This is a genomic window from Candidatus Tumulicola sp. (assembly GCA_036490475.1).
In the GTDB taxonomy this organism is placed as follows: domain Bacteria; phylum Vulcanimicrobiota; class Vulcanimicrobiia; order Vulcanimicrobiales; family Vulcanimicrobiaceae; genus Tumulicola.
In genome coordinates, this window is record DASXDT010000002.1 from 89,434 (window position 1) to 103,035 (window position 13,602).

Sequence of the window (13,602 nt, forward strand, 5' to 3'; positions counted from 1 at the left end):
ACGATTTCGCCGCTGGCGGCCAGGGGAAATTATGGAAGACCCAACCGTAGCCCACAGTGATTGCTGGGGCTCGCAAGGCCGCAGACGGCTGTTCTCGCGGCGGCGAGGCGTACAACATCGCGAATGGCTTCGCCGATGCCGATTCAGGCGGCCCGATGCCGACTACGGAAAAGCGAGGCCGTCGTACCACGCACTTTCGGGCGCACCGGCAAGCCTGAACGCCTGCAGAGTCGCGACGACGGAACCGCCAGCTCGCTGATGGTAGCCGATCCGTGGAAGGATTGATCTCCGCATCCGCCGGGCATTCCGTGAGTCGCACGGGCGTATACGCCTGTACGCTTATGCGCCCATACGCCCATACGCCCATAGGCGTACAGGCCTGTACGCCGTTCGCCTGGCATGTACGCTGTTTGCGGCGACCTCCTCGGCGTTGCCCTGACGCCGAGGTCTTAGATATTCTGCAAATCGTGCTCAAACGCGAGCCGAAAACGCGTGCCGGTTCGCAACGACGCAGGCCCGACCGCGATCCACCTTACCCCCTCCTCACTCGGCAGTTTCCGAGATGACCAAGGGGGTAGGCGTAGGAGCGTCGCCGTGCCAGATCGTGCAAGCTGGTGACGGCGTTACGCAAGTCGTTCTTCGTGAAGCGGGCGACAATATGTACGTTTCGAATTTCGCTACCGGCGGTATCTATATCAATCACTATTCCCCGGGCAAGTTTCAAGTAAAAATCGACAACGGTGGAGGCGGCGTTCAGGGCACGGCGCTTAGCAACGAAGAGCGCTAAGGTTAGCGGCGTTGCCATGGCCCGCGATCCGCGCGAACTTGCGGATTGCCCCACAAGAGCCGATCGAGGGCTTTCCTAACAAATCGTGGGTGCCACGAAACGCGCGCACCAGCTCGAATGAACAGAGTTGCGAACCTGACCGCGGCACTAGGCCCTAGCGTACAGAGAGCACTAGTGAACACGTTCTGAAGCCGTTGCGTAACGATGATGGACGGACGCCGTTCCCGTTCAAACGAACGCGCAACATCCTCCAACGACGCTCCATCTTTGATCGCCGGAAGGAGCCGGGCTGCCGCGACGACGGCGTCATAGATCGCTACGTTAATGCCCTGCCCACCGGCAGGTGACATCGGATGGGCCGCGTCGCCGAGAAGCAACATCCCTGGTTGCGACCACCGCTCTGCCATCTGACTCACCACCGGCAACAGAGAGAGGTCGTTCCAGCCCCGCAGAGCCCGTCGGACGGAATCGCTGAGCTGAACCGGCACATGCGAAACGATCCGATCTACAGTCTCCCCAAACGGTTGAGTACGAAGCCGGGCATATTCGCCTTTATGGATGAGCCATCCGACTTGCATTCGGTTGTTGCGACTGGCGAACGAACCGAAGAGTTGATTGCGCGTTATCCGAACGTACACGCGATTCGGGAGACCAGTCGGGATGGGCGTCGAAAACCACAACAGATCGAATGGGATGGATTTGGCGCGCATCTCGATTCCGGCCGCACGCCGGACCGCTGAAAAGCGTCCGTCGCAAGCGACGACGAGAGGAGCGCGGAGTGTGAGCGACTCGCCATTATACAATTGCGCGCGAACTCCGACTACCCCGTGTGCATCGAACAATAGATCGCGCACCGAGCAACCCATTACGATCTCGAAACCGGCTTGTCGGGATGCCTCCGTTGCGAGCGCCTCCAGGAACTGCTTCTGAGGAATGATTGCGACACCACCGCCCTTCGACAGCTCATCGGGGCGGGGGAAGTCGAAGCGCACAGTTTTTCGATCGTATTGAATATCGAGGCCGGCCGGAAAGCCGCTGCTCAGCGAAAGAATGCGCTCGCGCAACCCCAAGTCGTTCAAGATCCGCGTAGCTCCCGGCTGAAGTAATTCTCCGCGGAACTCGCGAGCGAACGTCGTCGCCTGCTCGAGAACCGTCACGCTAACACCGCTGCGGCTCAGGAGGAGCGCCAGCATCATCCCCGCCGGGCCGGCTCCGACGACGATGACCTGCGGGTTATCGCCGTTTATGGTGCCGTTGCGTCTCTCCGAGCGGAGCGCTACGAGATCGACCTCTTTCACAAGTTTAGCGCTGCCTACGGATAGTGTTCTGGGGCGCAGCGACTAGACATCCGGCAATGCGTCGTTGGTCTGGATTTCATCGACCAGTCGGCACGGCTCGGACCGGCGCCAGCCGGCGCTCCGGTAGTGCGACATCGCTGCGAAACAGCATATTTAGCCTTTGCGCCACTGCGGTTCACGAAAACATACATACCAGCCAATCCTCAAGTGGTCAGAACGGCGCAACTTGAGAGAGACAGCGCCAAGCTAGCGCGCTTCATGGAGAACCGCTTCAAGTCTATTCCCGTCCGGATCCCGCACGAAGGCCGCGAAGTATCCGGACCCATACTCTGGATGTAACCCTGGGGCACCTTCGTCGATTCCTCCGTGCAGCAGGGCGCTGGCGTGGAAGGCTTTCACGGTCTCGCGGTCTGATGCACGAAAAGCTACGTGAGTTGCATTGTTCGAGCCAATCTCAACTGAGTCTGGAATTTGTTTGACGGCGAACGGCTCGTCGGCGCCCTCGTATCCGTATCCCGCCGCGTCAGCGACAGTCCACAGCCGCCTGACACCAAGTGGCGCGAATGCGGCGTCGTAAAACGCTATCGCACGATCCAAGTTGTAGACGGCAATAGAGATATGGTCGAACATAGCGAGCAGCATTAAAAGACAATCACTAGCACACCTTGCGGCAAACTCGAACGGGCGTCGATTTACGAAGTGGTTTCAAACTCCGGTCCGCGCTCCAGGCCGCTTTATGTTACACGAGAACTCGCATCGGGCCGACCCTATTCGCTCTCGATAAATGGCCTTTGTATAGGGTGGTCCTCATCGGGTGCAGAGAATTGCAAGGCCTCAACGCGCTTGACGAGATCGTTGAGATCGTTGAGATCGTTGAATGCCTAGCACAACGTCATCTGTCCGAGTTGGAGGAGCAACGTCATCCGAGGTCCGTTGCGCACCTTAAATCTACGATCGCGTTCGGATCACTCCGAACCAGAAAATTGAACCGCCCTTCGATCGGAATCTTGCCCTAGAGCCATCGTACCGTCAATCTTTCCGCTGACGTATTCGGCGGAGAGCAACGCCTCACCGGAGCCTGCGGCGCACCGTGTGACGCCGTATTATTTGGGATCTCTCGCTTGCCGCGTGGATCGAAATTCTTCGGCACAGGCTGCTGGCCCGACGGAGCGGCGGTTGGTGAAGGCGACGGAGGGGTTTGTCCAAGAGCCGCGTTCGCAAGGGATAGGCATGCAGTGAATGTTGCTAAGAGCGCGGCTGCCACCAGCTAGATTGCGGCCTCCTCGACGTGGGCCTCTTGCATTGCAGTAGCAGATTCGCGACGGATCTCTGCGCCTGGCCAAAGGGGCGTATGCCCCTATGTCGCTATACCCCTATGTCGCTATGTCCCTATGTCGCTATGTCCCTGTGGGCTTACAGGCCCGTACGCCGTTGCCGGCCGACGCGCAGCATCGATGGCGTAACACCGAGGTCTTAGATATTCTGCAAATCGTGCTCAAACGCGAGCCGAAAACGCGTGCGGTTCGCAACGGCGCCGGTCCGATCTCGATCCAGCACCCCCCTCCTCACTCTACGTATTCAGAATCTCGGAGACGACTGAGGGGTAAGCGCTAGGAGCGTTCATCGACGAGGCGTGCATAGCGGCGCGTTGCGTGGCCCGTGCTGGAGCGTCTGCGTGTGCGCCGACCAAACACCCGCCGGCCCAGTTCCCGACGCCACAGGGCGTTTCTCGGCCCGTTTTCCCGGCAGTGTGCGACGCACCACTCGAGACGGTCTGGCGCATACACGTTGGGAGCCGAAAGGGTCGGGCTGGCCGCGCTGAAACCAGATGCGCATGACGCAACACCGCCGCCTCCCGCGCACCATTAACGACATCGTACAACAGCGTGGAACGCCGCCAAAGGGCTCGATGCTCGAAGCGCCATGAAAGATAACCCGTACTTAGGTCATGCTCCCGATCAGAAGCGTGAGCTGACGGATGCGCAGCAAAAGTTGTTCATCGAGATGATACGTATGCGACCGCATGCATCCGGTGAGTCTACACGCCGACGAGCCGTGCGACTCGGCGACAGACTCGATTGTCGCCTGGAGTATCTTTTCAAAGAATATCCGGGGCTCCGCCCATCGAGCGTCGTCTCGTTCGCGATTACACGATTCCTCGATGAACTCGGACAGTGACGTGACGTAACGCTTGGGATACCAAAAGGGCCTATAGGCCTCTTCGCCCTTTCTCCTGGACTTGTAAGCCGTTGTCGGCGGTCGCGTCGCGTCGATGGCGCGACACCGTCGTCTCAGATCTCCATGCAAATCGTGCTCAAAACGCGAGCTGAAAGCGCGCTGATCGAAACGAAATCGACGGGACTCTTCGCGTCAGCCGGGCGCTGCGAATCGGAACGCGCGACGTGTCTTATAAGACGCATGAGATACCGAAGGGGCCTCTTCGCACCTTCGCCCTTTCTCGCACGTTTGACGGCTAAAAGGGGCGTCTTCGCCCCTTTGCCTCTTCGCCGGGTGTTGCAGTGTTGAATTCAATAGTCGTAGGAGCGTCTTTCGTGGAGGCGTCTAACTTCAAGCCTATGCACGTGCCGCTCGCGCAGCGCTTCGAGAACTGGTGCAACAACGTTGCAAACGCAGTGGCCCAACAAGCAGACGTCCTCCGGGCAACACATAATCGAACGCGCGAAGGGCAGCCTGGCAGTTTTTCGTATGCCGGCCGCCTTGTCGTCTTATCGTTAGCTCGCGGCGGTCGCGTGCAAATCAGCGGGCTCGATCAATCGCTCGATCCGCTGCAACCGGGAGAAGCTGCCCGCGAAAGCCGCAAGATGTTCCCCGCTCAAGCAGTGACCGTCAGAATGACCGCTGAGGGTGAAGCTATCGCTACGCGCGCGATCATCGCGTGGCTGACACATGCGGATGAAGACGTAGAGCGGATTAGCGCCGACGCTGCCGCGGCTCGCTGACGGAGTCGGCACATGGCGGCGTCGCCTAGCATCGATGGCGCGATACAGTTGTCTCAGACCTCGTTGCAAATTGTACTCAAACGCGAGCTTTGTGGCCACCCGTGGGCACCCGTGGCCACCGCTAGTTCATGTGAGTGATAGCGTTCGCACACGTTCGGTGGCAAAGGGGCCTCTTCGCACCTTCGCCCTTTCTCGCACGTTCGACGGCGAAGGGGCCCATATGCATCATCGCCCTCTCCTGGACATGTAAGCCGTTGTCCACGGTCGCGTATTCGATGGCGCGACACCGTCGTCTCAGATTTCGATGCAAAACGTGCTCAAATGCAAGCGAACAGCGCCGATCGGAAGACGTGAATGGTTACAGTCGCGGATGTCGCCCGCCTGTTAGGCGGTAAAGCGGGAATAGGACGAACGGTTCATACGTTCGCGGACTTTGGCTCAGCTATTGCGGCGGGGTTCCCGAGCGCCGCATTACAGCACGTGCTGAGCAGCAGCGAAGTTACCGCAACGGAGATCTCCGATTGGCTTCGCATTCCCGTACGGACGCTCATGCGCCTCAAAGAGCGAGAACGGCTTCCAGCCGACGAAAGCGACAAACTCTACCGCTTCGTGTATATCGTTGCAGTCGCCCAAAAGGCACTGGGCAACCGCGATCGCGGTACAAGTGGCTTACGGCGTGAGAACGGGGCCTTGGGTGGGGCTATTCCAGTTCGGCTGATTTCGACAGAGCCGGGCTTTCGTGCAGTGGAGCAAGTTCTCGGCCGAATCGACTATGGCGCGGTAAGTTGATGCTTTGGCGCATCACTCGATCTGTCCATTCGAGTACGACCCTCGACGGTGAATGGTCGCGACTCTACTGGGGGCGCTGGAATCGCCCGGCTGTCCCTCTCGCTGCAACGTCCGAACACTATCGCTTGCGTTACTAGAGTATCTTGTTCATGTAGACGTCGATTATTTGCCAACCGACCTTGTTGTCGAGAAGGTTTCGGTTCGAAATGAAATCGTACGGTTGTCATACGGATGCTCGCTCCCGCTGAACTGACGCGAGTATCCTCGCCTTCCGAAAGTTTTAGACATCGGCGATGTAGGTCGCCACGCGCGAATACGAGCCTACTTCTGTGTGCCCATCGGCGATTATTCCTACGAGAACGTGCTCATCAACCGCAGCACTTAGACTTGTCGAAGTCAGTTTTAACGTGTACTCCTTCGCGCTCGATACGACGGTATTTCCCTGCTGATTGCAGTGAGCTTGACCGACCACACGCTTCCTCGGACCTGGCGCGCTTGGCCGGTGGGAGTCGTTTCGTTAAAACCTTGAGATAAGCCGATGGGGCTCGACATGGAACGTTCCGACACAATATTTAGGCTTCCAAGAGCCGCCTGATCCTCGAGTGTGAAGGAACAGGATCGTACGACGGATGTCTTTAAGCGCTACCTACAGTTCATCGGAGCCTGGCGAAGGAGCGAATATGGATGGCGGCGGCTATGCTATGGCGTACGGATTAAGTACGGCGGCTGGAATTCGACCTTGCCTTATGCTTGCGATTAGTGCTTGGCTAATGCACGACGGTACGCTTCACCCCGCAGCAGCATTCGCTTGGCTCGGCCAGGATGGTGTATGCATCTTGCTTTCTCTGCTGGCCTTTGTCGAATTTGCGGGTGACAAAATTCCGGTTCTAGATCATTTACTTCATTTGCTGCACTTCGGAGCTAAACCGATCGCTGCCGTGCTGGTCGCCGGCGGCACCGTCCATTTTCACGATGCGCGAAGCATGCACGAGGCCACCGAAGGGGCCTTGATGGTAGCGTCAGCTGCAAATGCTGTAGGGTTACATTTCATCTTGGCTACTGCACGAGGCTTTACGACAACCTTTACTTTTGGTGCGGTAAACCCCATCGTAAGCGTGGTTGAAGACATTTTATGCGTCGTTGCTATCGCCGCGGCCATACTGGTTCCTATTGCTGCAGCGGTCGTAGCGGTTATGCTAACATTAGTTTCGGTCAGGTTTATTCGTGCTTTTTTCCGTCTCGTACGAGAGCATCGAATGCGGGCGGCGGAAAACGCAGCTGGCATGGAAATAGGTCCTCTCATCTGAAGAGTGCTCCACATGGTAAATTAGGCAACGTTACCACCGCATATGAGGTATTATTGGAGCTTTCCGACTAGAAGAGTCTCGCCGGCAAGTCATACTCAACAGTTCGTTTCGGCGATCGCGCTAGGCGACCGTGGCTCGCGAGCTGAATCGCAAATATGTATCAGGCCCTAACTAGTCGAGTCACGACCACTCGGAATTTATTCTGCCCGTCGCCAATCCATAAACGAAAATGCACGCAAATGCTATCGATGGCGCGAGACCCATCCAAGATATTGAAAAAGTAGGCGCCGTAGCCGCATCTCCGATTGCCAAAGTTAGACCAATCAATGCAATGACGCCACACGCAATGTACGAACCACCGCCCACCGGGCTTTCGCCGTAGGGTGAATGCTTAGTCTTGTGCCCTATGGAGCGCACGCAGCGGCGCCCATCTTTCGGGCTCTCGGCCCCACAAAGCTCCGAGTTCCAGCCCGGGTGCGTATATGCGTCAGGACGGGTGTCATGGTCTCCATCGTGTCCGACGGGAAGTGTACAAAAGAGTCCACTACTCACGTCCCGTTGACCGCAACGCTTTACAAATTCAGTACTTGTCATGTCACGCAAATAGCCATGTCAGGGTGTCATCTGATGTACAGATTTGCTGCCTGTTATCCGAAAAATAGTCCCCGACCTCCTGAGCGTCGCTAATCTTACTCGCGGCGTTTTAGACGCGCTAACCGAGAGCGAGCGAGTAGCAGCGGCGCTAGACTCGACTGAATCTTTGCACCTGCGTCGCGGTCCATGCGCGCGCCGGTATGTGGACTGCAAGAGTCTTGTGACGGCCCAGCCATGCAGACAAGAGCAAGCTGCTCCGAATCGGAGATGGCCGTATCTAAAAGACCGGACGTAATGTGGTAACCAATCGACGGACGAAAGGGGTACTTAGTAAGGCATGAACCTCGGTTTGTGAGCCCTCCTCGAAGCCCTTCGGAGTCTCGAACAAAACCCGGGGGCGTTCGATCAATGGGCGACTGGAGGCTCGAGAGGCGACGAGGTGGCTGCTCAGAATCAAGCTGACCTGATATAAGCTGCGCCTGAGCGAAGACCCCCAGCAACGGCTTATGTGGGGCGTTCAGTCAGATTGGCCGCTAGTGTGTCCGAGCCCACTCTACTCAAGCGCTCCCTCAAAGCTTCGGCACGGCGAGCAGCGGTACCAAAATCGGTTCGACATGTTCGTATAAAGCGCGAACGTGTGCTTCCTTGGCCGTCCGAGCATGGTCAAATGCCTCGGCAGCGGCTGTCGGCGCAAATTGAGATTCCGCGAATACTTCCTCGCGCGCGAGGTTGGACCAAGCCATCGCCGCTATGCGCGTGTCCGCCTTAAGCGCGTGCGCGCGCTCAATCACCTCGAGATACAACGCTCGCCCCTGCTCAGGGCAGTGCTCCCTGAACGCTATTAAGCCCCGTGTAGCGGTGACAATCAGGCGCGAGTCTTCGTCGTCGTCCTGGCAAAAGAGCGAAGCTCGGTCGATGTAACGTCTTGCTAAGTCGGTTTCGTTAAGGCTAGCGCATGAAAACGCGATATTGTTAAGCAGTCCGGAGTCATGCGGATTCGGTCGCAAGGATCGGCGAAGGATATCGATTGCCCCCCGGTGGTCGTCTTTTAGGCAGGCGAGCATCCAAGAAAGTAGCTTCGCCGGCATCGCGGCGAACGGTTGATCTCTAAGCCACGCGCGAGTAAACGTTATGGCGTCGTCAAAGTTCCCCCGCGCAAAGCTGTCCCACGCCCGCGCTTCGTACGTATCCGCTAAAACGTCCAAACGCGGCTTCTCTGCCAAACCGTCATGTCGCCTCGCAGCCCACTCGGCTTGAGCAACACTATTTTCAGTTGGATCTTCAAGTGACGCAGCAAACATGGTGCGTATCTGACGTCGTGGACCCTCGAAAACTAACTCGGCTGTCCCGATCGCACTAGCAAGCTCACTCGTTTGGAAACGGCTAAAGTTCCCATCCTTAACGATTGTGCGCCCACTCTGCAGATGACGCGACCGGCGCTCCGCGCCCGTCGCTGCGGCAATCTCGGCCGCAAGGAGCCACGGGTCATGGGACGTTGCCGGAGACGCGTTGAGTACTGCCTGCGCTTTCGCAAAGCGTTCGTGGTGCATGTGGAAGCGTGCTGCAGCGCGCAGCACAAAACGGTTGTTTGGTGCAAGTTGGGTCGCAACGCGAAGGGCTCGGTCTGCGGCGTCGAAGCTGCCGGCAAGATTCAAATGGTAGCCGAGGTCGGCCCACGCTATACCATTCCGAGGAAAAGCGCGAATGCGCTGGCGCAAGCGCTTGATTTGTACGCGATAGTTCGCGGTCGAGTCGGGCTGCACTCCGTCCGCTTCCAAGTGCAGCGCGGCAATTTGGCGAAGTGGATCGGACGCGTTAGATTCGATGTTCAAAAGGAACGTGGCGATCTCTGCTGCCGCGGAAAAGTCATTTCGGGCAAGTGCATCGACGAAGACGTCTCCGGCGAACCACTTGTCGCGATGCGCGCGAAACGCTTCGAGCGATTGTTCATATTCGTAAGCATCGCCGTCGTCTTGGACGGGAGCGGTCGAGGACGATGATGTGGCCGAAAGATCATCCCGCCTAACTGCTTCGTCGAAAGGACGCCAGCGCGGGACTATTGTGCGCGCCTCTGAATCAAGGATACCTCGTTGCTTCCGGCGCTTCATGCGATTGCTCGACGGCGCACACGCGTCTTTTTCACGAGCAGATCGAACTTAGAAATGATCTTTGTCAGCGACAGCGAACGGCCGCCGCCCCGCTCAATTACGCCGCGTTCCTCCGGCCAGGGATGCGAAAGCTGGACGATTAGCTCCATTAGTTCTGGGCGGTAGTTGAAGGAACCACGCGGTTCGGGAAGTGCCGCTTCGATTTGCTGCAAGGTCTTACCGAAGGCGTCGACCAGATAAGGCCTCGCGTCCTGGAACGTACCTTTCCACAATCCGCCGTAGAAAGGTGGTCGATGAGCAACACTAAGGTTTGCGTGCATCTGAAGTTTGCAGATCGATAGGCCCGTGAACAGAAAACATGCGACGCTGCCGAGGGCATAGAGGTCGCCCGGGATGTGCCTTGACACCCAATCTGGGTGCTCATAACCGTAGACGACCTCGGGAGCCGCAAACCGCATGTCTCCCGGGAAGGAGCTATCGTGGACCTCTGGCCGACCGCGGCGCGTGCAGCTTCCGAGATCCCCAAGTTTGCGGCCAGCTTCGGTGTCGAGAATATTTGCCTGTTTAATGTCGCGGTGCGCGATATCTCTTCGATGCAGCTGCGCAATTGCGGTGGCGACATGATGGAGTGTTGAAAGCCGCCACTCGGTTTCTTTCGGATCAAGAAGCGGCAAAGTATTGCGGATGTCGCCGCCATCCGCGAGTTCGCAAACGATGTATGGAACGAAGCTACTAACGTCGGCCGGCTTGAGAAAGGTTTCTCCGTGGTCAATAAGGTCGATGATACGGTCCATCTTCCCGCAATCGTCCAAAAGATCGCGTTCGAACATATATACCGCCGTCAACTTATTTAGGCTCTCCATGGGACTGAACCCGGGCTCTTTCTGTGCTTTCTCTAGGACAGCCTGAAGATCATAGGCTTTTAGAAATCCACGCTTTCCGCTAGCTTCGTTACGAACGATGTAGCTCACCGAATTATATCCGCCGCTGTATTCGGTGTTCGAAATACGCTTTTCGACCAACCACCCACCGTTAAGTGTGCGTCCCTCCAAGGTTTCGGCGTGCGTTGGTACGTCGTCATCGTAGCTAGCACCGGGGCCGCTAATCATTGCTCCTCCCCCGCAGTCGGCTCCAGAAAAGCTCGCACGGCGCCCATCAGGCTTGCGCCTATGTCAGTAACGGTGTTGGTTGATAGAAGACTGGCTGGAGTCGCGTCCTTCAGACGCACGTTAACGCTAGTGAACCATGCCGAGATCGTCTGGTCCGACTCGCCGGCGGCACGCATCACGTAAACGATCTGCAGTGCGAAACGCAAGTTTTGTAACTTCTCGGGCTGACGCTCGCCGCTCAGCCACTGGTAGATAGAACGGGCGTTCCTTACGCCGCCAATGCCGGAAACAATCGCGGCACCAAGGACCTCAAGCAGCTCGCGGACCACAGACCCCGGAGTGAGGCGCGCTGGCGCCTCGCCGGCTCGCAGCACTGCCTCGTCCGAACAAGCGGGCAGAGTTCGCATCTTAGTTCACGTCAGTGTTCATAGGTTGGCTCATAGTAACACACCGTGGCAACCCGTACCAGACTACGCTGTGCCAGGTCATATTTATCGCCTGAAGTTCTTGCTTTGGCATAGTTGCTAAAGAGGTTGTATATGGTTGAGGTCGCAGATGTCACCCGCCTGTTAGGCGGTAAAGCGGGAATCGGACGATCGGTTCGTACGTTAGCCGACTTCGGCTCAGCAATTGCGGCGGGGTTCCCGAGCGCCGCATTGCAGCACGTGCTGAGCGCCGGCGACGTTACCGCGACGGAGATCTCAGGTTGGCTCCGCATTCCCGGACGAACGCTTCAGGCTCCGACGAAGTGAAGCAGGCGGCACGCGAAGCCACGCAGGGCGACGAAAAGGTTTGTTAATGAGGTGCGGTGGCTTGCGCCCAGCATTATCTCGGTTCCGGCGCCCCACTGAGTCAAGCGGTTAGTGTCGTGTGCGCGCCGTTACGAATGCTCGACGCCGCGATTAAGCCGCACGGTATATTGCTCGGAAATAAGCAAAGGAAGATCTCGCCAAGGCGAGGTCTTCCTTTTCGTTGGACGGGAGCTCCGTTGCTAGTCCGAAAAAACGCCACGCACCTTATCGCGATTATCGGGACGTGCGTTCACACCAAGTAAAATGCCACCGCGATCAAGGCCCTCGCGGTACTCCTCTGCTTTCTCCTTTGGAATGCCGGCTCCGACGAGCGCCCCTACGATACCGCCCGCGGTCGCACCAGCACCTAAGCCCGCAAGCACAGCCACGAGCGGCCCGACTACCAAGGGCGCGGCTAGACCGCCCGTTCCCGCAACAGCTACGATGCTGCCCGTCGCTGTCAGGCCGGCGATTATCGCGCCAAGACCGCCGCCAATCGCGCCACCGGTGACAGCGCCTTCGGCAGCGTGGCCGCCTTTGTGCTCGGCAAAAGCTTTCGCCTTTTCTTTATCGCGCATCATGACGCTTATGTCTTTGTCGGAATAGCCTAACTCATAGAGCCTTTGAATCCGAGCTTCAGCAGCTTCGGGGTCGTAGTACATTCCCGATTCGAAATCGCTTGAAGTAGTCATACTCCACTACTACCACAGCGCGCTGGGCGCTAAACTGAAAGCTTCAGTGCTGCTAAGAAGGCACACGGCCGACTGCATTGGCTGCGCGATGAAGCTTTACTATCTCGATCACGATTCGATGCCGCCAGCCATGCCTTACCGCTTTGTGTTCCACCATTTGGAGCACTCTTGACTGGGTATATCGGTGACGCTTTTTTCCATTCCGCGAGAAGGCGCCCGCCGTCAACGGAGGATTTCCGACATTGAAACCGTTCTCATACTCAATCGCGGCCGTCGCGCGGCAGTACTCCTGCTAACCGCATGCAACAACAGCACGAATAACACTGGCTTTGGAACTAACTGTGGCGGCCCACCCGCCGGCTTCCAGGTCCTGCACCCGATCTCGGGCGCCACGCACGTAAATCCCGGTGTCCCTGGCGTGTTCCTTGCCGTAAACCCCGCTTTGCCGAGCGGCAATCAATATAATTTCTTGCCCGTTTCGAGTAGCGGCGCGCAACAGTACGCCGCACAATTCGCGCACTACACCGGAACGATACCCAACCCGCACGCCAGCCCGTCGCAGGGCACACCGTTTATCTAGCCTACTTCCCGCAGTCGATCGGTCCACTCCAAAGCGTCAACCTGTTTGGAACAACGGCGGAAGCGGCTGCACTCCCAACGTGATCGTCAGCTCATTCACCACGGCTCAGTGACGGGCAAGAGAGGCGCCGCGCGACTGGCGCCGCGCCTCTCTTCATCACGTCATTCTAACATTGGCAGGAAGGCCAAGCCGAATGTTCATGCTCTCGCGGCGGCGCCACTAAACGACAGTAGGGCGTTGGCAGCTCGACCGCGCTTCCACGTGGTGGGTGTGTTATGGCAGAAGGCCCTGCGGAGGCATTCGCAAGGCGGTCTGTCCCCGGCACTCTTGAGCAATAATACCGTGTGCGTTTCCCGGGCGGGGAGGATCGCTTAGTTCAGCGAGTGCGCGTCAAAGCGGTACCGATTTCTCCAGGTGCTTACGATGTCGATTGGCGCAACGATCGGTGAAGGCCGAACGGTTTCAAGGTTGTCGATCGACGCTGATTTTTCGCGGCTTCGCTTCGGATCGTCGCGGAAGGGCGAGTCGCAACATTCCCTCCTGAACCGACGCACTAATTGCTTCGACATCGACATCCTCCGGAATCT

At 57.8% G+C, this 13,602-nt stretch carries 12 protein-coding genes; 6 read left to right on the top strand and 6 right to left on the bottom strand.

Annotation, left to right across the window (positions count from 1 at the left end):
* The first annotated feature begins 562 nt into the window (after positions 1–562).
* Positions 563–787, top strand: a complete 225-nt coding sequence (locus VGF98_01950) for a hypothetical protein (GenBank protein ID HEY1680385.1) — start codon at positions 563–565, stop codon at positions 785–787.
* A gap of 2 nt (positions 788–789) precedes the next feature.
* On the opposite strand, the gene VGF98_01955 is transcribed toward VGF98_01950, so the two are convergent.
* The gene (locus VGF98_01955; protein HEY1680386.1) at positions 790–2,085 is read right to left on the bottom strand and encodes an FAD-dependent monooxygenase; all 1,296 of its coding nucleotides are present in this window, start codon (positions 2,083–2,085) and stop codon (positions 790–792) included.
* A 246-nt stretch (positions 2,086–2,331) separates the two neighbouring features.
* Positions 2,332–2,727 carry a VOC family protein gene (locus VGF98_01960; protein HEY1680387.1) on the bottom strand — a complete coding sequence of 132 codons (396 nt, stop codon included), beginning with the start codon at positions 2,725–2,727 and terminating at the stop codon, positions 2,332–2,334.
* A gap of 1,910 nt (positions 2,728–4,637) precedes the next feature.
* Between VGF98_01960 and VGF98_01965 the strand changes: the two genes are divergently transcribed.
* The 3 genes from VGF98_01965 to VGF98_01975 all read left to right on the top strand — a co-directional run bounded on the left by VGF98_01965 (position 4,638) and on the right by VGF98_01975 (position 7,141).
* Positions 4,638–5,045: a hypothetical protein gene (locus tag VGF98_01965; GenBank protein HEY1680388.1), complete on the top strand. Its 408-nt coding sequence runs from the start codon at positions 4,638–4,640 to the stop codon at positions 5,043–5,045.
* Between the two features lie 354 nt (positions 5,046–5,399).
* Positions 5,400–5,834 (top strand): antitoxin Xre-like helix-turn-helix domain-containing protein, encoded by a 435-nt coding sequence (locus tag VGF98_01970; protein HEY1680389.1) that lies wholly within the window; start codon positions 5,400–5,402, stop codon positions 5,832–5,834.
* 680 nt (positions 5,835–6,514) lie between these two features.
* Positions 6,515–7,141 carry a DUF4126 domain-containing protein gene (locus tag VGF98_01975; protein ID HEY1680390.1) on the top strand — a complete coding sequence of 209 codons (627 nt, stop codon included), beginning with the start codon at positions 6,515–6,517 and terminating at the stop codon, positions 7,139–7,141.
* 1,163 nt (positions 7,142–8,304) lie between these two features.
* On the opposite strand, the gene VGF98_01980 is transcribed toward VGF98_01975, so the two are convergent.
* From VGF98_01980 to VGF98_01990, 3 genes are all read right to left on the bottom strand, one after another.
* A complete protein-coding gene (locus tag VGF98_01980) occupies positions 8,305–9,843 on the bottom strand; it encodes a hypothetical protein (protein HEY1680391.1) in 1,539 nt (512 codons plus the stop codon).
* Positions 9,840–10,814, bottom strand: coding sequence for a protein kinase (locus tag VGF98_01985; GenBank protein ID HEY1680392.1), 975 nt, complete (start codon positions 10,812–10,814; stop codon positions 9,840–9,842). The genes VGF98_01980 and VGF98_01985 overlap by 4 nt, the downstream gene beginning before the upstream one ends.
* Positions 10,815–10,948: 134 nt before the next feature.
* A complete protein-coding gene (locus VGF98_01990; protein ID HEY1680393.1) occupies positions 10,949–11,326 on the bottom strand; it encodes a hypothetical protein in 378 nt (125 codons plus the stop codon).
* 165 nt (positions 11,327–11,491) lie between these two features.
* Between VGF98_01990 and VGF98_01995 the strand changes: the two genes are divergently transcribed.
* A complete protein-coding gene (locus VGF98_01995) occupies positions 11,492–11,704 on the top strand; it encodes a hypothetical protein (GenBank protein ID HEY1680394.1) in 213 nt (70 codons plus the stop codon).
* A gap of 239 nt (positions 11,705–11,943) precedes the next feature.
* Here VGF98_01995 and VGF98_02000 read toward each other — a convergent pair whose 3' ends face one another.
* Complete coding sequence (locus tag VGF98_02000; protein ID HEY1680395.1) at positions 11,944–12,435, bottom strand: hypothetical protein; 492 nt, start codon at positions 12,433–12,435, stop codon at positions 11,944–11,946.
* 418 nt (positions 12,436–12,853) lie between these two features.
* On the opposite strand from VGF98_02000, the gene VGF98_02005 reads away from it, so the two are divergent.
* Positions 12,854–13,015 (top strand): hypothetical protein, encoded by a 162-nt coding sequence (locus tag VGF98_02005; protein HEY1680396.1) that lies wholly within the window; start codon positions 12,854–12,856, stop codon positions 13,013–13,015.
* The last annotated feature ends 587 nt before the right edge of the window (positions 13,016–13,602 follow it).